The sequence below is a fragment of the Caballeronia sp. RCC_10 genome (assembly GCF_041360715.1).
GTDB lineage: Bacteria > Pseudomonadota > Gammaproteobacteria > Burkholderiales > Burkholderiaceae > Caballeronia > Caballeronia grimmiae.
The window spans coordinates 164,879-183,764 of sequence record NZ_JBFUPT010000002.1 but is presented as its reverse complement, the minus strand read 5'-3'; the positions used below and the strand labels follow the sequence as shown (position 1 = coordinate 183,764).

21 protein-coding genes are annotated in these 18,886 nt (G+C 61.0%); 8 read left to right on the top strand and 13 right to left on the bottom strand.

The features are described from left to right. The first annotated feature begins 64 nt into the window (after positions 1 to 64). From AB6804_RS05430 to AB6804_RS05405, 6 genes are all read left to right on the top strand, one after another. Positions 65 to 538: an RbsD/FucU family protein gene (locus tag AB6804_RS05430; RefSeq protein ID WP_370885573.1), complete on the top strand. Its 474-nt coding sequence runs from the start codon at positions 65 to 67 to the stop codon at positions 536 to 538. Next, positions 535 to 1,470, top strand: coding sequence for a ribokinase (gene rbsK, locus AB6804_RS05425; protein WP_370885572.1), 936 nt, complete (start codon positions 535 to 537; stop codon positions 1,468 to 1,470). Before AB6804_RS05430 ends, rbsK begins: the two co-directional genes overlap by 4 nt. After that, positions 1,467 to 2,510 carry an ABC transporter permease gene (locus AB6804_RS05420; RefSeq protein WP_035966464.1) on the top strand — a complete coding sequence of 348 codons (1,044 nt, stop codon included), beginning with the start codon at positions 1,467 to 1,469 and terminating at the stop codon, positions 2,508 to 2,510. Before rbsK ends, AB6804_RS05420 begins: the two co-directional genes overlap by 4 nt. A gap of 66 nt (positions 2,511 to 2,576) precedes the next feature. Continuing rightward, entirely contained in the window at positions 2,577 to 3,581 is a 1,005-nt protein-coding gene (locus tag AB6804_RS05415) for an autoinducer 2 ABC transporter substrate-binding protein (RefSeq protein WP_244796935.1), read from the top strand. Positions 3,582 to 3,635: 54 nt separating this feature from the next. Then, positions 3,636 to 5,165 (top strand): sugar ABC transporter ATP-binding protein, encoded by a 1,530-nt coding sequence (locus tag AB6804_RS05410; RefSeq protein WP_035966502.1) that lies wholly within the window; start codon positions 3,636 to 3,638, stop codon positions 5,163 to 5,165. Then, positions 5,162 to 6,223 carry an ABC transporter permease gene (locus AB6804_RS05405; protein WP_370885571.1) on the top strand — a complete coding sequence of 354 codons (1,062 nt, stop codon included), beginning with the start codon at positions 5,162 to 5,164 and terminating at the stop codon, positions 6,221 to 6,223. Before AB6804_RS05410 ends, AB6804_RS05405 begins: the two co-directional genes overlap by 4 nt. A gap of 4 nt (positions 6,224 to 6,227) precedes the next feature. On the opposite strand, the gene AB6804_RS05400 is transcribed toward AB6804_RS05405, so the two are convergent. The 8 genes from AB6804_RS05400 to AB6804_RS05365 form a co-directional block, all read right to left on the bottom strand. After that, complete coding sequence (locus tag AB6804_RS05400) at positions 6,228 to 6,953, bottom strand: DeoR/GlpR family DNA-binding transcription regulator (RefSeq protein WP_244797305.1); 726 nt, start codon at positions 6,951 to 6,953, stop codon at positions 6,228 to 6,230. Positions 6,954 to 7,082: 129 nt separating this feature from the next. Further along, positions 7,083 to 7,502: a hypothetical protein gene (locus AB6804_RS05395; RefSeq protein WP_370885570.1), complete on the bottom strand. Its 420-nt coding sequence runs from the start codon at positions 7,500 to 7,502 to the stop codon at positions 7,083 to 7,085. A 38-nt stretch (positions 7,503 to 7,540) separates the two neighbouring features. Next, a complete protein-coding gene (locus AB6804_RS05390) occupies positions 7,541 to 8,368 on the bottom strand; it encodes an alpha/beta fold hydrolase (RefSeq protein ID WP_370885569.1) in 828 nt (275 codons plus the stop codon). Between the two features lie 44 nt (positions 8,369 to 8,412). Continuing rightward, entirely contained in the window at positions 8,413 to 9,225 is an 813-nt protein-coding gene (locus AB6804_RS05385; RefSeq protein ID WP_370885568.1) for an anti-sigma factor, read from the bottom strand. Then, positions 9,222 to 9,740, bottom strand: a complete 519-nt coding sequence (locus AB6804_RS05380) for an RNA polymerase sigma factor (RefSeq protein ID WP_370885567.1) — start codon at positions 9,738 to 9,740, stop codon at positions 9,222 to 9,224. The genes AB6804_RS05385 and AB6804_RS05380 overlap by 4 nt, the downstream gene beginning before the upstream one ends. A gap of 131 nt (positions 9,741 to 9,871) precedes the next feature. Next, positions 9,872 to 11,134, bottom strand: a complete 1,263-nt coding sequence (locus tag AB6804_RS05375; protein ID WP_370885566.1) for a LysR family transcriptional regulator — start codon at positions 11,132 to 11,134, stop codon at positions 9,872 to 9,874. Between the two features lie 76 nt (positions 11,135 to 11,210). Continuing rightward, entirely contained in the window at positions 11,211 to 12,047 is an 837-nt protein-coding gene (locus AB6804_RS05370; protein WP_370885565.1) for a siderophore-interacting protein, read from the bottom strand. A gap of 11 nt (positions 12,048 to 12,058) precedes the next feature. Continuing rightward, positions 12,059 to 12,796, bottom strand: a complete 738-nt coding sequence (locus AB6804_RS05365) for a PadR family transcriptional regulator (protein WP_370885564.1) — start codon at positions 12,794 to 12,796, stop codon at positions 12,059 to 12,061. 121 nt (positions 12,797 to 12,917) lie between these two features. Between AB6804_RS05365 and AB6804_RS05360 the strand changes: the two genes are divergently transcribed. After that, positions 12,918 to 13,499 (top strand): flavin reductase family protein, encoded by a 582-nt coding sequence (locus AB6804_RS05360; protein WP_370885563.1) that lies wholly within the window; start codon positions 12,918 to 12,920, stop codon positions 13,497 to 13,499. A 3-nt stretch (positions 13,500 to 13,502) separates the two neighbouring features. On the opposite strand, the gene AB6804_RS05355 is transcribed toward AB6804_RS05360, so the two are convergent. The 5 genes from AB6804_RS05355 to AB6804_RS05335 all read right to left on the bottom strand — a co-directional run bounded on the left by AB6804_RS05355 (position 13,503) and on the right by AB6804_RS05335 (position 17,109). Beyond that, positions 13,503 to 13,694, bottom strand: a complete 192-nt coding sequence (locus AB6804_RS05355) for a hypothetical protein (protein WP_370885562.1) — start codon at positions 13,692 to 13,694, stop codon at positions 13,503 to 13,505. 28 nt (positions 13,695 to 13,722) lie between these two features. Beyond that, the gene (locus AB6804_RS05350) at positions 13,723 to 14,598 is read right to left on the bottom strand and encodes a CHAD domain-containing protein (RefSeq protein WP_370885561.1); all 876 of its coding nucleotides are present in this window, start codon (positions 14,596 to 14,598) and stop codon (positions 13,723 to 13,725) included. Between the two features lie 61 nt (positions 14,599 to 14,659). Next, positions 14,660 to 15,373 (bottom strand): glycosyltransferase family 2 protein, encoded by a 714-nt coding sequence (locus tag AB6804_RS05345; protein ID WP_370885560.1) that lies wholly within the window; start codon positions 15,371 to 15,373, stop codon positions 14,660 to 14,662. Next, on the bottom strand, positions 15,370 to 15,972 hold the full coding sequence (locus AB6804_RS05340; RefSeq protein ID WP_370885559.1) for a class I SAM-dependent methyltransferase: 603 nt from the start codon (positions 15,970 to 15,972) through the stop codon (positions 15,370 to 15,372). Before AB6804_RS05340 ends, AB6804_RS05345 begins: the two co-directional genes overlap by 4 nt. 60 nt (positions 15,973 to 16,032) lie before the next feature. Next, complete coding sequence (locus tag AB6804_RS05335; RefSeq protein WP_370885558.1) at positions 16,033 to 17,109, bottom strand: acyl-CoA dehydrogenase; 1,077 nt, start codon at positions 17,107 to 17,109, stop codon at positions 16,033 to 16,035. A gap of 167 nt (positions 17,110 to 17,276) precedes the next feature. Between AB6804_RS05335 and AB6804_RS05330 the strand changes: the two genes are divergently transcribed. After that, the gene (locus AB6804_RS05330) at positions 17,277 to 18,848 is read left to right on the top strand and encodes an FAD-dependent oxidoreductase (RefSeq protein WP_370885557.1); all 1,572 of its coding nucleotides are present in this window, start codon (positions 17,277 to 17,279) and stop codon (positions 18,846 to 18,848) included. The last annotated feature ends 38 nt before the right edge of the window (positions 18,849 to 18,886 follow it).

Below are 18,886 nucleotides of genomic sequence, written 5' to 3'. Positions count from 1 at the left end.
TGGTTGAGAGAGTTCATTGGGCGTAGATTTCAAACGAAACACGCCTGTGCATGGAGGAGACACTGTGCTGAAGAACATTGACCCGCTGTTGAACGCCGACATCCTTTACGCGCTTGCCGCCATGGGTCATGGCGATGAAGTCGTGATTTGCGACGCCAATTTCCCGGCGGATTCCGTCGCGCGTCAAACGGCGCTTGGAAAGCTGTTGCGCGTCGATGGCGCAAATGCACCACGCGTCGTGCGCGCAGTGCTGTCGGTATTGCCGTTGGATACCTTTGTCGATGATCCCGCGGGCCGCATGGAAGTCGTCGGCGATTCATCCGCGTTGCCCGCCGTGCAGCAGGAAGCGCAACGCGAAGTGAACGAGGCCGAAGGACGCGCGCTGGACTTTGCACCTATCGAACGCTTCGCTTTCTATGAGCGTGCAAAGAAAGCCTATTGCGTCATTGCGACAGGCGAAGCGCGCGGCTACGGCTGCTTCATCTTCAAGAAGGGCGTGCAACTCGCGCCCGATGCACCGCAAGGGGATGCGCGATGAGCGGCAGCGTCGTCATTCTCGGCATCTACGTCACCGACCTCGCGTTTCGTGCGCAACGCATGCCTCTGCTGGGCGAGACGGTGACGGGGTCCGCGTTTGCAATGGGGCCGGGCGGCAAGGGCTCGAATCAGGCCGTTGCAGCCGCACGCGCAGGCGCGGACGTGATCTTTTGCACGCGCATCGGCAACGATGCGTTCGGCAAGATCGCGCAAGCGACGTGGGCTGCGGAAGGCATTACGTCGCGCGCCACTGTCATCGACGAGGCGGCCACCGGCGCCGCGCATATTTATGTCGATGAGAACACGGGCGGGAACGCGATCATCGTTGCGTCGGGCGCGGCAGGCACGCTGGGTCCTCAGGATGTCGACGCAATCGAAGCGGACATCGCGCGTGCGGCCGTGTTCGTCACGCAACTCGAACAGCCCATTCCGGCTGCGCGACGCGGGCTCGAACTCGCAAGAAAGCATGGCGTGACGACGGTGTTCAATCCCGCGCCCGCATTGGCGCTCTCTGACGATATCTATCCGCTCTGCGACTACATCACGCCTAATGAAACGGAAGCGGCTGCATTGACCGGCATCGACGTTTCATCAGTCGATGATGCACGACGCGCGGGGGCCATTCTATTGAGCAAAGGCGCTCGCGCCGCGATCATCACGCTGGGCGAAGCGGGTGCGCTTCTGCACACGGCGAGCGAATCGGTGCTCGTGCCAGCCTTCGATTGCGGGCGTGTGGTTGAAACGGCAGGTGCAGGCGATGGCTTCACCGGCGGCTTTGCAGCCGCGCTCGCACGCGGCGATAGTCCGATCGACGCGGTGCGATTCGGCTGCGCGCTCGCGAGCATTTCGGTGACGCGAGCGGGCACCGCGCCTTCCATGCCGCGCCTCGAAGAAATCAATGCGTTGCTCGCCGAAAGGAGCGTTGTGCAATGAAGGCGTCGAAGTGGCTCGCTGACCGGCAGTTCAATTTCCTCGTCGGCGTGAACCTGCTTGTCATCGTCATCGCGACGTGGCTGTCGCATGGCCAGTTTCTCGACATCGACAATTTGCAGTCAATGGGCGGCCAGTTGCCTGAACTGGGCCTGCTCGCGCTGGGCATCATGCTTTCGATGGTGTCGGGAAATGGCGGCATCGACCTGTCGGGTGTCGGGCTTGCGAACCTCTCAGGCATGGTGGCGGCGTTGCTGTTGCCGCAAATGGTTTCCGCCGACGATTCTCCCGCGCTCTATACCGCAGTGTTCATAGGCGTCGTCGTGACGATGGGCCTGATCGGCGGCCTGCTCAACGGTGTCGTCATTGCGAAGCTCAGGCTTACGCCCATTCTTTGCACGCTCGGCACGCAATTGCTCTTCACGGGCATCGCGGTGGTGTTGAGCAACGGCGCATCGGTGCGCGTCGAATATGTCGATGCGTTATCGAATATCGGCAATGGCGTCTTCTTGCTCGTGCCCATTTCGTTGTGGATCTTCATCGCAGCGGTTATTTTGCTTGGCTGGATTCTGAAGCGCACGCCGTTCGGTTTGCGGCTGTACCTGATGGGCACGAATCCGAAAGCGGCTTTCTATGCCGGCATTCCGCGCGCGCGGATGCTGATTCTCACGTATGGCATGTGCGGCGTGCTTGCATCGCTAGCGGGTCTCATCAGTGCAACGCATACGTCCAGCGCGAAATGGGACTATGGCAATTCATACCTTCTGATTGCCATTCTGATCGCGGTGATGGGCGGTGTGAATCCGGCGGGTGGCTATGGCCGCATCGTCTGCGTGTTTCTCGCGGCAACCGTGCTGCAATTCCTGTCGAGCCTGTTCAATCTGCTTGGCGTCTCGCAGTTCTTTGGCGATTGCGCGTGGGGTTTTCTGTTGCTGGCGTCGCTTGCTTTTGCGGGTGGCGAACGCGTCCGCGCGATCTTTGGCATCGGCGGCGCCGCGCCTACTACGAAGGTCCCGCCGCCGCCTGCATCGACCGGACGCTGATACTTGCCGTGTGATTGCTTCAAAAGACCAATCGGGATCTATTCGAAACATAAAGGAGACAGCGCAATGAAGCTCAAAAAATTCGGCACGGCTCTTACGGCGATCGCGCTTGCCGCAGGGGCCATCGCAGCCGCGCAGGCCGCGACCAACGAAACCATCGTGACCGTCGTCAAGGTGACGGGCATCAATTGGTTCAATCGCATGGATGACGGCGTGAAAGAGTTCGGGAAGGAAAACCCGAATATCAGCGTCTATCAGACGGGCCCCGGTCGTGCGGATGCCGCGCAGCAACTCAAGATCATCGAAGACCTGATCGCGAAGAAAGTGACTGCGATTGCAGTCGTTCCTTATGATCCGCCGACGCTCGAGCCGGCATTGAAGAAGGCGATGGATCGCGGCATCAAGGTCGTCACGCATGAAGCGGACAACGCCAAGAACACGATGGTCGATATCGAAGCATTCGACAATACCGCCTATGGCGCAGGCCTGAACGAGCGGCTCGCGAAGTGCATGGGGCAGCAAGGCAAATGGGCGGTGCTGGTTGGCTCGCTCGGAAGCCGCTCGCAAGTGCAATGGGCGGACGGCGGCATCGGCAATGCCAAGGCCAAATATCCCAAGATGGATCTGGTCGAGCCGAAGCTCGAAACCAATAACGACGGTGAGCGCGCGTATCAGGTCGCCAAGGAAGTGTTGCGCAAGCATCCCGATCTCACTGGCTTCCAGGGCTCGTCGTCGCTGGACGTGATCGGCATCGGCCGCGCGGTGGAAGAGGCAGGCAAGGTCGGCAAGATATGTGTCTATGGAACCGGCTTGCCGACCGAAGCAGGCAAGTTCCTCGAAAGCGGCGCAATCAATGGCATCGCGTTTTGGGACCCGAAGCTCGCGGGCATCGCGATGAACAAGGTCGCGCAAATGCTCGTCGATGGCAAGTCGGTGCAGAACGGCGCTGACCTCGGGGTGCCCGGCTACAACAAAGTCACCGTCAGCAAGGGACCGGGTAAGGGCGTGATCGTGCGCGGCACCGGCTGGGTGGATGTGGACAAGACGAACTACAAACAATATCCGTTCTGATGTGATGCTTGCGGCGCGTGTATGTTACTCACGCGCCGCGCGAAACCCTACGCCATGACCAAAGAGACACCGCTCCTCGAAGTCGTCGATATTCATAAGCGCTTTACCGGCGTCTATGCGCTGCGCGGCGTGTCGCTCGCATTCGAGCGCGGGCAGATTTATCACCTGCTTGGCGAGAACGGCTGCGGCAAGAGCACGCTCATCAAGATCATTTCAGGCGCGCAACCACCGGATCAAGGCGAACTCGTCATTGAAGGCGTGCGCCATGCGCGGCTGTCGCCGCTGGAGGCATTGTCGGCGGGCATCGAGACGGTCTATCAGGACTTGTCGCTGCTGCCCAACATGAGTGTGGCCGAGAACGTCGCATTGACGTCGGAGCTCGCGGAGCATGCAGGAAAGCTTGCGCGCACGTTCGATCGCCGTGCGCTTGCCGCCACCGCCGCACGCGCGCTCGAAGCCGTTGGCCTGCCAGGCGACGTGAGTTTTCAAGGAACGTTGATCGAACAGTTGCCGCTTGCGACGCGTCAGCTCGTTGCCATTGCACGCGCCATCGCCAGTGAAGCGAAGTTCGTCATCATGGATGAACCGACGACTTCGCTCACGCAAAAGGAAGTCGACAATCTGATCGCCGTGCTCGCGAAGCTGCGTGCGCAAGGTGTTGCAGTGCTGTTCGTGAGCCACAAGCTGGACGAATGCTATGCGATTGGCGGCGAAGTCATCGTATTGCGTGATGGCCAGAAGATGGCGCAAGGCCCGATCGAAAACTATACGAAAGCGCAGATCAGCGAGCTCATGACGGGCAAGCATCTCTCGACGGAGCGTTATCGCGGCGAAGGGGATAGCGTTGCTTCGCAAGTGGTGCTCGACGTAAAAGGCCTGGGACGTAAGGGGCAATTCGCGGATGTGTCGTTTGCGTTGCACAAAGGCGAAATACTCGGCGTAACGGGATTGCTCGACTCCGGACGCAATGAACTGGCGCGCGCGCTGGCAGGCGTGGCACCCGCGGATAGCGGCGTCGTGACGCTCGACGGCATGCGCGTGCGCTTGCACTCGCCCGCCGACGCGAAGGCGCAGCGGATTGGCTATGTACCTGAGGACCGCCTGAATGAAGGCTTGTTCCTCGATAAGCCGATACGCGATAACGTTGTCACCGCGATGATTTCGAGCCTGCGGGACCGCTTCGGTCAAATCGATCGCAAGCGTGCGCAGGCGCTTGCGGAGCGAACGGTGAAGGACTTGCAGATCGCCACGCCCGATGTCGACAAGCCGGTGCAATCGCTCTCGGGCGGCAATCAGCAGCGCGTGCTGATCGGCCGCTGGCTGACCATCGATCCACGCGTGCTGGTGCTGCACGGGCCCACCGTAGGCGTCGATGTCGGATCGAAGGACATCATTTACCGAATCATGCAGCGGCTGTCGAAAGAAGGTATCGGCATTGTTCTGATCAGCGATGACCTGCCCGAACTGCTGCAGAACTGCGACCGCATTTTGATGATGAAGAAAGGCCGGATTGCGAACGAGTATCGTGCGGACACATTGAACGAGGCCGACCTTTATCACGCGCTACTTTCCGAGGCAGCATGAGCATGAGTGAATCCATCCGGCGCGCAGGAAGCGAGACAATGACGGCACAGCCGAGCGAAGTCGCGCCGCGTGTGCGCAAGGGCAGTCTGTATGCGCGACTGATGCGCAATCCTGAATGGTTTACGGTCGGGTTGATCGTCGTGACCTGTCTGGTCGTCGGCAGCCTCAATCCGCGCTTCTTCCAGTTCGCGACGCTGTTCGACATGCTTCATTCGGCGACGACCGTATCGCTGTTTGCGCTCGGAACGCTCGTGGTGCTCGCTTCCGGCGGCATCGACGTGTCGTTCACTGCTATCGCCGCGTTGACGATGTATTCGATCACCAAGGCCGTATTCGCGTGGTGGCCCGAATGTCCGTTCGCGTTGATCCTGCTCGCCGGCGCGGTCGGCGGCGTACTGCTCGGCATCGTGAATGGCATGTTGGTGCACCGGCTGAAGGCGCCCTCGCTGATCGTCACCATCGGTACGCAGTATCTGTTTCGCGGTTTGCTGCTGACCTTCGTCGGCACGCAGTTCTTCATGAACATTCCGCATAGCATGGATACGTTCGGCCGCTTGCCGCTCTTTTTCTATCACACGGCTGATGGCTTGCGCGCGGTGTTGCCGGTATCGGTGATCGCACTGGTGATCGCGGCAATCGTCACATGGTGGCTGCTCAATCGAACGATGATGGGCCGAGGCGTCTACGCGATGGGCGGCAGCCTCGCCATCGCAGAACGTCTCGGCTATAACCTCCGCGCGATTCATCTTTTCGTCTTCGGCTATACCGGCTTGCTTGCCGGCGTGGCGGGCATCCTGCATGTATCGACGAACCGGCTTGCCAATCCGTTCGATCTCGTCGGCACGGAGCTGGATGTGATCGCCGCCGTCATTCTCGGCGGTGCGCGCATCACCGGCGGTACGGGGACGGTGATCGGCACGCTGCTGGGCGTCGTGCTCGTTACGCTCATCAATAGCGTATTGATTCTGGTGGGTGTGCCGAGCACCTGGCAGAAGGTGATCATTGGCGCGTTCATTCTCGTCGCGGGAACGTTGTTCGCACTGGGGCGCCGACAGTAATTCCTCAAGCGCGCTTGCGTGAATCCTGTCCGTGCTCCGTGATGATCGAATCGAATTCTGAAAGCTGAGAGAAGCGCACGGCTTTGACTTTGCCGAGCTTGCTGGAATCGACGACCAAATGCCGTTCAACGGCGCTTGCCATCGCAGCCTGTTTGATCGCGACTTCGTGGAAGTTCCAGCAGGTGACGCCGCGCGCTTCGTCCACGCCGCCTGCCGACATGAAAGCCTTGTTGATACCCATGCGCCTTAGCGTTTCGCCGCTTTCATCGCTTGCGAACGATTCGGACGAAGGCACGTACACGCCGCCCAGCAGAATCATGCGGACATTGGGCTTGCGCCTCAGAATTTCCGCCACATTCAGCGAATAGCAAACCACCGTCAAATGCATGTCGGCGGGGATCTGTCGCGCGAGCGTGATCAGCGTAGTGCCGCAATCGATAAAGATCGTCTCGCTATCCACGAGCAGGTTAGCCGCGTGTCCAGAGGCAATGGCCTTTGCTTGCGCGAAATGATCCTTTTCCTCGTCGATGGTATAGCCCGCAGCATTCGGTAAATCCGCTGCGCTGACGATATAGCCGCCGAGATAAGTGAACTGGCCGGGATTCGCCGCGATGTCCCGGCGAACGGTCATTTCGGATACACCCAGTAATGCTGCCGCGTCGCGCAGGCGCAAGACGTTTTGTTTTTCTAGCGCGCTTGCGAGCGTGCGGAGGCGGTCGGTCTTGGCCATTGAGTTCGCAGTCTGGCAACGCGTCGCCGCGGTGTTAGCTTTCAGTCGTGAGATGGGAGAATTATAACAATGCAAGGCGAATCGATACGCGCGATACAGGCGCGCCGCGGGTAAATACGGAGCGAAAACCTACTCGTCGTCGCTTGCTTCCAGAATCACCGAGAGCGTGCCTGCTTCGCTCTGAACGCCCGCATCGAGATCGATCTGATGAGGCGTCATCTTCGCAATGGCCCTGAGAAGACGCGGCGAAAACGTTGCGCCAAAGCGAGCGATTGCATCGTCGCGTTCTTCGTCGTTTGCATTGGAAAGTGCACGCAGTTCCTCCAGAGGCAGGCCCACGAACAAGTCGACGGGATAGGGCGGGGCGTCGGGATCGGCTGTCGTCGCTGGCGACTCGGTCCCGCGCACACGCAAACCCGGCTGGACATGGTTTTCCAGTTCCATCACGATTTCATAGTCTGCCTCCGCCTCGAGCGACGTGCGCGCTTCACTCTGTAGAAACGGCGCGATGGGTTGCAGGCGGGCGAGTTCTTCATCGGTCAGCAACATGCAATTCTCCTTCGAGTAGTGGTCAAAGCGCTTCGGCTTTAACGTTGTAGCCAATTGCTTGCCTGATGCGCGTTGAAGAAATCGGCGATCGCGTCGTTCACCGCGCTGGCGGCGTCACGATGCGGTGAGTGACCGCAATCCGGCAACTTTGCGAAGTGAATGTGCGGTACATGTGCCTGGATTCGGTCGATCTGCTCCATCGTCGAGTATTCGTCGTCATGGCCCTGAATGGCAAGCAAGGGCCGCCGGATCGGTGCAAGCTCTGCCGCAATGTCCCAGTGACGAAACGCGGGGTTGAGCCACACATCGTTCCATCCATAGAATGCGGAGTCGACGTCATCGTGGTAGCGCGCCAGCCTTGCGCGCAAGTCAGTGGATTCATACGCGACTTTGGTCTGCGAGATTGCATCGACCGTCATCGCTTCGACGAATGTATGCGGCGCGAGCACGGCTGCGCCAGCGAGCGCGTCGGGGAACGCGCTTGCATACAGCAGGGCGATCGAGCCGCCGTCGCTGTGTCCGACGATCCACATGCGCCTGCGCTCGGCGTCATCGAAGCCAATAGAGTCGAGCAACGCAGGCAAAACCACTCGCGCCTGAAGATGCAGAAAGTCGACGGGCCATTTTTCGCCGGCGGGACGCGGTGTCGAGCGTCCATAGCCCGGGCGCGAATAGACGAGGCCACGGCATCCGAGCCGATCACATAGAGACTGCGGCCAGTCTTTCCAAAGCGCAATCGAGCCAAGACCCTCATGCAGAAAAAGGACGACAGGCGCATCGGAACGATCAGCGTTGATCCATTGATATTCGATGCTCAGGGGATAAGCGCCGCAATTGAGGTCGGCGAACTGCACGTGATCGTTCATGGCGTATCGGGGCTTTCAATACGCTCAAGGTTAGCAGAGACGACTTAGCCCGGCGTCGTTTCAGTCAGTTGCGCGTGAACATCATGCGCGAGTTCGAGCATGACTTTCCGATCGATACCGCCTGACACCGCATAGCCAAACGCGCCGTCGACCCAGTAGAACACGCTCACAGGCCCATCCTGATAGAGCTTGAATGCAGTGGTGTTGGCGCTCGTCTTGCGCTGCGATATGCAGAGCGTCACGCGCTCGCCTTTTGCGTCGCGGTACATGAACTGCGCCATCGGGCCATCCTCTCCGGGCAGAATGCGGCCGCCCATCAACTGAAAGCCGCTCTTCGTCAGCATGGGAGGATGGACATCGGTTCCGAGCCTGTTGGACAAGTACTGCACGAAGTCGTGTTCCCGGTCCTTGCCGATTTCACTGGGACGATCGACCGTCGGCATATAGACCACATGCGCGAGCGCGGCTTCGCGCGCCATCGTTTCGCTCGTGTCGGCGGCGACCGTATCAACCCGCGATGAATTGGCCCAAGGCAAATACGAACCAGTGCCAACGCCGATACCGATGCCAAGCACAAGCGTCGCAGCGAGGGCGGCGAATTGCGGCCAGTTAGCGCCGCCCCATGCGCGCCGCTTGTTCTCCAACGCGCGCAGGCGAGGCGGTATCGGTTCATTGAGAACACGGTCATAGCGCTCATGGAACATGTTGTTCAGCGAGAAATAATCGCTCACGCGCGCAGCCAGCGCCGGATTGAGTTCAATCGCACGTTCCACTTGCTCGCGGCGCTCGGACGATAGCGCGCCATCGACATACGCATGAATGTCTTCTTCGCTGATTGCAGTCGGTTGCTCGCTCATCGCACCACCTTCAGTTTCGCTCCGGGCTGGGCGCCCGCCATCAAAGAGCGCAGCCGTTCGCGGCCGCGCGAGAGCCGGGACATGACTGTGCCGATCGGCACGCTCAGCGCGTTCGCCACTTCGGCGTAGCTCATTTCTTCGAGTCCGACGAGCAGGACGACCTCGCGCTGTTCCGCTGGAAGACGCTGCAAGGCATAGTCGAGATCGCGCACTTCGAGCGAATGCAACTGGCCGCCCGATGCGGCAAGCTGGGTTTCGCCAGAGGCTTCATCGTCGACGGAAACATGCACTGCGCGTGCCGAAGCCTTGCGTACCTGATTGACGAAGACGTTGTGCATGATCGTGAAAAGCCACGCCCGCAGGTCGGTGCCGGATTCGAACGTGCGGCTTCGCGAGAGCGCACGTTCCAGCGTGTCTTGTACGAGATCGTCGGCGAGCTCGCGATTGGTCAGCAGCGCCCGCGCATAGCGGCGCAATCGTGGCACATGCTCCATCAGGTCATTGCGGATATCCATGCTCGATCCGTCGCTCATTGCCCGTCGCAGCCAGTTGCAGGCGCGCTCCTTCAGAGAGAGAACAAGCGCGTTGGCATTTTATTCCCGACTCGGTCGAACAAATCTAAGTCGGCTAAGGGCCACCGCGTTGATTACGCGATGTGCGTCATCCGGTTGGCGATGCCCGACGTATGCCGCAAGTCATCGACGGTGAGCCGGATTGCATCGATCAATGCGCGCGCGGCCGGTGAGGGCGTGCTGCCCGCGCGTACCGTCAGGCCGATATCGCGCCGCGTGTTTTGCATTGCAATATCGAGTACGACGAGGTGTCCCGCTTCGCATTCGTAGTGCAACTGCTGGGCGGATACCGCCGCCAGCATGTCCGTATGCGCGAGCAGTCCGCGAATGACGGCAAGATCCGCCGTCTCGACAGTCGGCATCGGCGGTTTGAGTTTGAGCCGCCTGAATTGCGCTTCGAACATGCCGCGCGCCGGCGCATGGCTGCGAGGCAAAACCCATTGCGCCGAGATCAATTCCTTCAGCGTTAACGCTTGAACGCGCGCTAACGGATGATCCCGCCTCGCGATGACGACCATGTCTTCGGACATCAACCGTTCGTTCGCGAGGCCGCTCGATGCATCGTTCGCTCTGAGCGCGCCAAGAACGAAATCGATATCGCCCGCTCGCAATCCGGCGACGAGCGGTTCATAGGCGCTTTCGTCGGTTGCGATGCGCACGCCGGGATAGTTCGCCGCGACGCGCGCAATCGCGCCGGGCAAAATCAATGTCCGGCCAAGCGGCAGCGCGCCGACCGTCACATAGCCTTGAATCGTGCCGCGCAAGGCGGCGAGATCGTCGGGGATGTGGCGCAATTCATTGAGCGCGCGACGCACGTGCAGCACGAAAGTCTCGCCTTCGCTGGTAAGCAGCAGCCCGCGGGGGCTGCGGTGAAACAACTGCATGCCCGCGCCGGTCTCCATGATGCGAATTGCACTGCTCACTGCAGGCTGACTCAGTCCGAGCGTTTGCGCTGCGCTTGGCATATGCCGATGACGCGCGAGTGCAGAAAACAACTGCAACCGCCGCGTATTCAAGAGAAACGCCGGTAACGCATTACCCGCTGCCGAACGCCGGCGCGACTGCCGCGCGGCACACCATTGCGCAAGTGTTTCGAGTTCGGAAAAGATGCGCTCGCATCGCAGCAGCACGGCGCGTCCGGCGGGCGTCGGCAACATGCCTGACGGACGGCGCTCGAGCAGGGTTTCGCCTACCGCCGCTTCCAGTTCTTGCAATGAGCGCGTGACCGCCGATTGCGCCCGGAAGAGTGCGGCTGCGGCGCGCGTCGCGCTACCGGTTTGCGCGACGAGCCTAAATGCGCGCAAATACGCGAGATTGAGCAGTTCGCGGTTGTCCATTCGCTCGAAAGAGATGACGTCGAGCCATCAGTTTAATTTATCGGACGCCTTCTTCTTCTCCGACGAACCCACTGAGTCAGTCTTCGATCGTCCCATGCACGCCTTGCTCGCCGCGCTTCCAATAGGCCGATGCACGAATGCGTCGCTTGTCGATGCCTCGCTCGTTGCACAGCAACTGGCGCACTGCGCGCATGAGCGTCGCTTCGCCGCCCGCCCATACGTAGCCGTCGCCGTCCGGCAAGAAGAGTTCGCGCAACGCAAGCAGCAGGTCGTTCGAATGCCCGTCCTCGTTGCGATAGCACCATTGCGCATACAGATTGGCGCGGGAGTGCAAATCAATGCGCGACGAAGGATCGGCCACTTCGATTAGCGCGGCTGCACGTGTGCCCTCGGGCAGTTCTTCGAGACGACGCGCGATGGCAGGCAGCGCGGTTTCATCGCCGATCAGCAGGTGCCAGTCGAAGTGCGTGGGCACCACGAAGGAACCGCGTGGACCGCCGATGCCAAGATATTGGCCCGGAGCCGCCTGCGACGCCCACGCCGTCGCCGGGCCAGCATCGTGCAAAGCGAATTCAATATCCAGTTCGAGCGCTTCGCGGTCGAAACGGCGCGGCGTGAAATCGCGCGCAATCGGGCGCGGCTTTGCCGGATCGAATACGGGACCATCCGGACCCGCCTCGGGAACAACGGGCATCGTCTCGCCGGGTTGCGGGAAGAAAACCTTTACGTGGTCGTCGAAAGACGCGCTTTCAAAGTCCGCGAGCGCCTCGCCGGTCAGCGTCACCCGGACGAAACGCGGGTTGAGCGCATGCACGCGGCTTACTTGCAGCAGCCGGAATTTGAGCGCATGGCGCACGCGCGTGACTTCGAGATTGGGGCGGTCCTGCCGCTCCTTGACGGAATAATCGTTCATCGGACAGTCCTTCAGGCTTGCGGGCGTGCGTCGCCCTGTTCGATTTCCGCCGTCGCACGCACGAGTATCTCCGCGATACGACGCTGTTCATCCTGCGATGCATCGGTGCGCAGAAGCAAAGCCCGCTTCAAAGCGCGGCGGGCAGCGATCAGTTCTGGCGCCCATCCTGAACCGGCGGCTGCATCGTCTGGTTCTTCGCCCGCATAGGCGCGACGCACGAGGTCCATCTTGCGTGCAAAATGCAAAAGCCTTGCAAGCATCAGGTCGACGCGTTCGCGATTCGCGGCAAGGTACTCACGGCCCTCGTCGGATAGCGCGTAACGCTTGCGATTGCCTTCGAGTTCGACCGTTGCGTAGCCCAGTTCTTCGAGATACGTCAGAGCCGGGTACACCATGCCGGGACTAGGCGTATAAAAGCCGTTGGAGCGGTCAGCCAGCGCCTTGATCAGCTCGTACCCATGACGCGGCGCTTCTTCGAGCATCGCCAGCAGCAGCAGTTGAAGGTCGTCCGACGAGAACTTGCGGCTGCGCGGCATGCCTCCCATGTCGTCGGGGCCGTCCCCGAATCCGCCGAGGCCGCCCGGGCCACCGCCGCCAAAACGTCCGCCGCCGCCGTGCCGATGCCGCCCGATCATGCCCCAGAGCGCGTGCGCGACGTGCGGAAGCTCGAACGGCGAGTTGAATTCAAAATGCCGATGATGATGGTGTCCGCCGGGATTGCCATCCCGCCGGGAATGGTGAGATCTCATGGTGAGGGTCCTTAGATTGTCGTAAAACATATCTAAAGATATATATCGTAAGAGTGTCTGTCAAGGCGTTTCAACGGGCGCCTACAATCTCGCGTTTCCACATTTCTGGCCAATTTCCTCCATGACTCAATTCCTTCCCGTCGCACTCGAACACGCCAGCCGCTTGATCAACCACGGTCCGACCGTCCTCGTCACGAGCGCCCACGGCGATCGGCGCAATATCATGGCGGCGGCCTGGTCGATGCCCGTTGAGTTCACGCCGCCGCGTATCGCTATCGTGATCGACAAGAACACCTTCACGCGCGAACTGGTCGCGGCGAGTGGCACATTCGGCGTATGCGTGCCGGGCGCGGCGTTGATCGACCTTGCCTATGCCGTGGGAACGACGAGCGGCCGCGACATCGACAAGTTCGATGCATTCAAAATTCAATCGACGAACGGACCGGTATTGGGGGTGCCGCTCATCGAGAGCGGCTGTGCGGCCTGGCTGGAATGTCGGCTAATCAGCGAGCCGCATACGGAGCAGGCTTACGACACGTGTTTCGCAGAGGTCGTGGCAGCGGCAGCGGATGCGCGCGTATTTGCGAACGGGCACTGGACCATCGATGAATCGAATGCAGATCTGCACACGATTCATCATCTGGGCGCTGGCAAATTCGTGCGGGCGGCGGAAGTGCGGCAGGCGGTGGCGATGCCGCGTTGACGGTCAAGACTTGCGATTAGGCTCGGCTTCCGTGTCGGTGCCCGTCTTGCCGTCGCTGCGGTTCGTCACTGCGCCGGTCTCGTCGAGCACATCGTCGAGGTCGTCGCTGTCGGCGTCCGCGGGCTCATCGTCTGGCGTCGACATCGAGCGGATAACCGGCGGTAGCGGATTGAATCTCACGAGTTGCAGAGTCACGATGTTCTCCTGTCTGACGTCGAGCCGCTCAAAGCAGCTTGGCAGCCGCCTTGAATCGGCGCTTCTGTTCCTTCTGCAACGCATGCAGCGCTCTTTCGGCTGCCGCGCCATCGACAGGTGACGAACGATGTTGCTGCAGCAAATCCAGCGTAGCCACGACATCGTTGAGCGCGCCCAAGCGCTTCTGGATTCGCTTAAGATCCTTGAGCCCTTTGCGTTGCTTCTTCCCGATCAACGGCCCAAAAAATTCAACGAGGTAACGTACTTTTTTACCCGCCTTGCGCACCTCATGAAACGACGCGTAGTCATTGCGGCTAGCTTTGGAAGCAGTGTGCATCCGCTTCTCGAGTTGCTTCTGAGCCGTGGCAACGCGCTTTCTCGCGAACTTGACCAGCGGCGTCCGCTTCGCCGCCGTGTTCAGTTCGCGATTCGCCTCGCTCACCGCTTCGCGCAGCACTTGCTTCACATTGGCATGGGAAAGCGTCGCCAGGCTTCTTTGCGATGCCTCCGCACGAGCTTGCTTGAACGATTCCGCCGCGTCGTGCTCGCCCGTTGCTTCGACGAGTTGAATCAGAATGTCCCAGTCGCGTGTATTGCCAGCGGCGTTCGCAAGAAACTTGTAGATCGCCCGTTGTTGCGTACCGAACTTCGAATCGAGCATCGGACCATATGCCCAGATCAGTGTGCGCAAGCGACGAAGCGCGACCCGCAGCTTATGCAGCTTCTCTGCATCGGCAGCGGCTTCGAGGGTTGCGGCTTCGGCAATGGCATCGCCGACGAGCGGTTCAGCGTATGCAGAGAAGCTGGTTTCCGCAGTCTGGTTGTCACGGGCGTCGGTATCCGCGTCAATCCTTTTCATGTCGTTATCCCGTAGTCTTGACTCGATAAAGAAGGCAAGTTGCATACCGACAACGCGCGATCAACCGGTTGTCATCAAAGATTCATGAGCGACGTCTAGCGCTCGATCAGGCTTCCTCGCGCTGCGTGTTCGTCACCGCGGCCGCTTCCGCAAGCACTTCTTGCGCTTCTCGTTCCGCTAGCGCGGCGAGCGTATCGCCAAAGCCGCCTCTTGCCTTCGATGCAGTGCGCGCGCTCGTCACGACGCACGGGGCCGCGCTCCACGCGATTCGTGCGCCGGTCTCCGCCAGCTTCAATGTCAGCGCAACGTCTTCGCTGCATGCGAGCGGCGGAAAGCCGCCTGCCCGCCGATACGCTTGTGCCGATACACCGAGGTTCGCGCCATGCACATGCCGATGCGCGTCCGCATGCGTGTATCCGCGATAGAAAGCCTCGCGCGTGGCCGATTCGTGCAGGCTCCAGTCATCGACGGTCACGCAGCCGCACACGGCATCCGCCTCCAGCCTGAGCTGCTCGACGATCCAGTCCGGCGCGACGCGGCTGTCCGCATCCGTGAAGGCAAGCCAGCGCGCGCCACGCTCGAGCATGAAGTCCGCGCCCGCTGCTCGCGCACGTCCTACATTGCGCGCATCGAGCGTCAGCACGTGCACGTCGAAACACTCCGCGATGGACATCGAATCATCGCTGCAACTGTCGAGCACGACGATGATTTCAACCGTCTCATCGAGCAGTGCGGCATGTGCGGCTGCGCGTTGCGCCGCTTCGAGGCAATCAGAAAGAAAGCCTTCCTCGTTATGCGCGGGGATCACAATGCCGATCATGCGATGCCCTCGTGCTGTGCGATCGAACGCCCGTCTTTCGACCACACGTCGAGGATGAAGTCGGCTTCCGCATGTCGAACGATGCGCGCGCCATGAAACGCGGCGTCGAACGTCGCATGAATATCCTCAGCACATTGCAGCTTGCCTTCGAATGGATGACGCCAATGGCATGCGACGAGCGCGCCGTCGTCGCTGAGCGACGTCGATGCAAGCTGTGCGAGCGTCGCAGCGGCTTCGGGTGAAAGATAATACGCAACCTCGCTGATGACGATCAGGTCGAAGCGTGCATCGGTTGGCCATTCGTCGGGAACGGCACGCTGTTCGAGCGTGATGTTCGATGTATCCGCGAGGCGCTCGCTTGCGCTGCGCACCGCCGCCTCGCTGACGTCGCATGCGAGCAGGCGCGTGCATCGGCGAGCGATCATTGCGGATAGTTCTCCGTTCGAGCAGGCCGGTTCGAAGGCGGATTCATATCGCTCGCGCGGCAGTGAAGCGAGCACGAGATCGCGCTTGCGGCGCTCGTACCAGCTCGTTCGATACCGCCAGGGATCATCGTTGTTGCGATAAAGATCGTCGAAGTAACTTCGCGAAGTGGACATGCTCGGTCCTTGTTTGTGCTTTTCGTTATCGGTGGTGCCGCCGGACGATGAGCTTGCGCGTCATCGGTTGCTTCGTGCGTAGTCGTCGATCAGCGTCTTTGCGAGTGCTGCTTCATCGCGTTCGGCGTGGCTCTGGCGGACGAAGATCGGCAGATCCGCGAGTGCGCGAGCGAGCCATGCGTCGGTGCAGGCGGGCGCCGGACCGATCGCGCGCGTCACGTGTGTGATGACGTCCATCGCCACGCGATCGACCGCAACGCGCGCACGCAGCGCCCCTTGCTGCGCGCTGTATGAAGGATGCGCGTCGATCGATGCAGCCGTTTCGCGCAGCAATGCGGCAGCGGAGGCGAGGGCCGCATCCACTGCGCCGAGATGCGCGAGCGCGTGCGGATCGTCGCGGCGTGCAACGTTGTCGATGAGCGTCGTTGCGATGGCCGCTGCGCTTCCGAGCCAACATGCCGCGATGCCCGCGCCGCCATGCCAGAAGCCCGGACGATTCACATATGCTTCGGCATCCCCGATCAACGTCGCCTGCACGCCGTCGAAGCGCACGCTGGCGGTGCCTGTCGCGCGCATGCCGACGGCTTGCCAACCGCTTTCGTCGATCTCGATGCCTTGCTGCGACAAGTTCACTGCGGCCAGGACGGGCTCGTCGTTGCGCCAGGCCGTGACGAGCGCATGCGTGATATGACTCGCGCCCGAGCACCATGCCTTCGTGCCGTCGAGAAGCAACGACTGTCCATTCACTGTGCGCGCAACAAGGCGGGCGTTGGGCGGTTCGGCGGCCCAGATGGCCCACGTTCCGCGTGGCGCATGCTCGGCGCAATGCAACTCCGCGAGGATGGCGAGTGCATCGGCATGGCTTTCATAGAGTTTCGCGAGCGACAAGTCGCATGCCGCAACAGCCCCTAGCGCACCCCAGCGCGTTGCTGTATTTCCAGAGCCGGGCAGCGGCAGTCTGTCCAGGTCAAGACCACGCAGTTCGTTCAGCGTTGCAACACGGCTCGCGCAACGGTCGTCCGTGAAGAGCACGCCCGCGAGCACTTCTTCCAATGTGGCATTGAACGCGTCCTCTTTGTGGACGCGCCATGAAGCCGGGATCGCGCGCTTACGCGGACCGCGAGTCATATCGTTCATGCATTCCTCCGTGGCTGGCGCCGATCGCCGCGCTGGCGAATCACATCTATAGAGTATGTGAAGGCAAGGACCGTACCTGTCGAGGACACCTGTCGAAAGAGCGGCCTTTGACGAGGTCGGCATGCGCGTTGCTCGCTTCAACCGGGCACTTCCTCACGAGCACGGCAATGACCGATCAAACTCCTATGCAGAAAGTCGCGGCGCTGTCGAACCTGGACGCATGCGCCATGAAGCGCATCGAAATTGGCGATACGCCCATACTGTTGATCCGCTCCGGAGAGCGCGTCGTTGGCTATGAGGCGAATTGCCCGCACGCAGGCGCACCGCTGGAAGAAGGCGCGTTATGCAATGGCCGGCTGATTTGTCCATGGCACAGAGGGACGTTCGATATCGAAACCGGCGGGCTCGTCGAACCGCCGCCGCTGATGCCGCTCAAGCGTTATCCGGTTCAAGTCGATGGCGACGACATCCTTGCCAGCGCGATACCGCTCGACGAGCCGGCCGAAGCGAAGCCAAAGGATGGCAGGACGTTTGCGGTGATCGGCCTCGGCGCAGCGGGCGCTGCTGCGGTGTCGACGTTGCGTCAGGCGGGCTTCGCGGGGCGCATCGTCGTGATCGAACGTGAACCGCGCACGCCCTACGATCGAACATCGCTGAGCAAGTTTGTACCGTCTGGAGAAATGTCGCCGGATGAAGTGCCGATGTTGCTGCCGGACGATTTCTTCGCCCGCGAGTCGATCGAAGTCATACAGGCCGAAGTTCACGCGCTGGACGCGAGCGCAAAGCGCATCGATATCGGCAGCGCACCGTCGATTCATTACGATGCCGCGCTCATCGCAACGGGCGGCGTGCCGAAACGTCCGTCGCTGCAAGGCGGCGATGCCGAAGGTGTCGTCGAATACATACGGCTTCTGCGTGGCCGCGACGACGCACGGCGTCTCGTGGACAACGCAGTAAAGAAGAGTCACGCGCTCGTCCTCGGCGCGAGCTTCATCGGCCTGGAAGTCGCGGCTGCGCTGCGCGGGCGCGATGTCGCGGTGACGGTGGTATCGCCCGGCAACGTGCCGTTCGAAAAGCCGTTCGGTCCCGAAGTCGCGCGGCTCGTGCAAGGTCTGCACGAAACGCATGGCGTGCAGTTCCGAATGCGGCGGCATGCCGTCTCCGTCGCGCGCAACGAAGAGGGCAGCGAGCGGCGCTTGCGCGTGACGCTCGATGACGGCAAGACCATCGACTGCGACTTCATCGTCGCCGGCCTGGGCATTCGGCTGGCGACCGACTTCATCCTCAACGTCGATCGAAACGACGACGGCAGCCTCGATGTGGACGCGTCGATGCAAGCCGCCGAAGGCCTCTTCGCGGCGGGCGATATCGCGCGCTTCGAATTGCCGATCGAGCCGGGCGGGCGCATACGCGTCGAGCATTGGCGGCTGGCGCAACAGCACGCGCGCATCGCCGCCCACGCAATGCTCGGCTCGCCGCCGAAAGAGCCTTTCGTGCCTTTCTTCTGGACGTATCACTTCGGCAAGAACATCGAGTATCTCGGCCACGCGCGTCATTGGGATAAGACCGTCATTACCGGATCGCCGGAGAACTTCGAGTTCATCGCACTGTTCGGCGACAAGGGCAAACTCGTCGCGGCAGTGGGATGTGAACGTAATCGGCAGATGAGCGCGCTTGCCGAGGCGATGCGGCATACGTTGTCAATCGACGATGCACTCAGCATCGCGAACGAGCAATGAACAACATGCGTTGGGCATTAATGCGGAGGGGCATACCA

Excerpts from the sequence above, each read along its gene's own strand:
- rbsK (WP_370885572.1), top strand. The coding sequence starts at position 535 with ATGAGCGGCAGCGTCGTCATTCTCGGCATCTACGTCACCGACCTCGCG.
- AB6804_RS05420 (WP_035966464.1), top strand. The coding sequence starts at position 1,467 with ATGAAGGCGTCGAAGTGGCTCGCTGACCGGCAGTTCAATTTCCTCGTC.
- AB6804_RS05415 (WP_244796935.1), top strand. The coding sequence starts at position 2,577 with ATGAAGCTCAAAAAATTCGGCACGGCTCTTACGGCGATCGCGCTTGCC.
- AB6804_RS05410 (WP_035966502.1), top strand. The coding sequence starts at position 3,636 with ATGACCAAAGAGACACCGCTCCTCGAAGTCGTCGATATTCATAAGCGC.
- AB6804_RS05405 (WP_370885571.1), top strand. The coding sequence starts at position 5,162 with ATGAGCATGAGTGAATCCATCCGGCGCGCAGGAAGCGAGACAATGACG.
- AB6804_RS05400 (WP_244797305.1), bottom strand. The coding sequence starts at position 6,953 with ATGGCCAAGACCGACCGCCTCCGCACGCTCGCAAGCGCGCTAGAAAAA.
- AB6804_RS05395 (WP_370885570.1), bottom strand. The coding sequence starts at position 7,502 with ATGTTGCTGACCGATGAAGAACTCGCCCGCCTGCAACCCATCGCGCCG.
- AB6804_RS05390 (WP_370885569.1), bottom strand. The coding sequence starts at position 8,368 with ATGAACGATCACGTGCAGTTCGCCGACCTCAATTGCGGCGCTTATCCC.
- AB6804_RS05385 (WP_370885568.1), bottom strand. The coding sequence starts at position 9,225 with ATGAGCGAGCAACCGACTGCAATCAGCGAAGAAGACATTCATGCGTAT.
- AB6804_RS05380 (WP_370885567.1), bottom strand. The coding sequence starts at position 9,740 with ATGGATATCCGCAATGACCTGATGGAGCATGTGCCACGATTGCGCCGC.
- AB6804_RS05375 (WP_370885566.1), bottom strand. The coding sequence starts at position 11,134 with ATGGACAACCGCGAACTGCTCAATCTCGCGTATTTGCGCGCATTTAGG.
- AB6804_RS05370 (WP_370885565.1), bottom strand. The coding sequence starts at position 12,047 with ATGAACGATTATTCCGTCAAGGAGCGGCAGGACCGCCCCAATCTCGAA.
- AB6804_RS05365 (WP_370885564.1), bottom strand. The coding sequence starts at position 12,796 with ATGAGATCTCACCATTCCCGGCGGGATGGCAATCCCGGCGGACACCAT.
- AB6804_RS05360 (WP_370885563.1), top strand. The coding sequence starts at position 12,918 with ATGACTCAATTCCTTCCCGTCGCACTCGAACACGCCAGCCGCTTGATC.
- AB6804_RS05350 (WP_370885561.1), bottom strand. The coding sequence starts at position 14,598 with ATGCAACTTGCCTTCTTTATCGAGTCAAGACTACGGGATAACGACATG.
- AB6804_RS05345 (WP_370885560.1), bottom strand. The coding sequence starts at position 15,373 with ATGATCGGCATTGTGATCCCCGCGCATAACGAGGAAGGCTTTCTTTCT.
- AB6804_RS05340 (WP_370885559.1), bottom strand. The coding sequence starts at position 15,972 with ATGTCCACTTCGCGAAGTTACTTCGACGATCTTTATCGCAACAACGAT.
- AB6804_RS05335 (WP_370885558.1), bottom strand. The coding sequence starts at position 17,109 with ATGAACGATATGACTCGCGGTCCGCGTAAGCGCGCGATCCCGGCTTCA.
- AB6804_RS05330 (WP_370885557.1), top strand. The coding sequence starts at position 17,277 with ATGACCGATCAAACTCCTATGCAGAAAGTCGCGGCGCTGTCGAACCTG.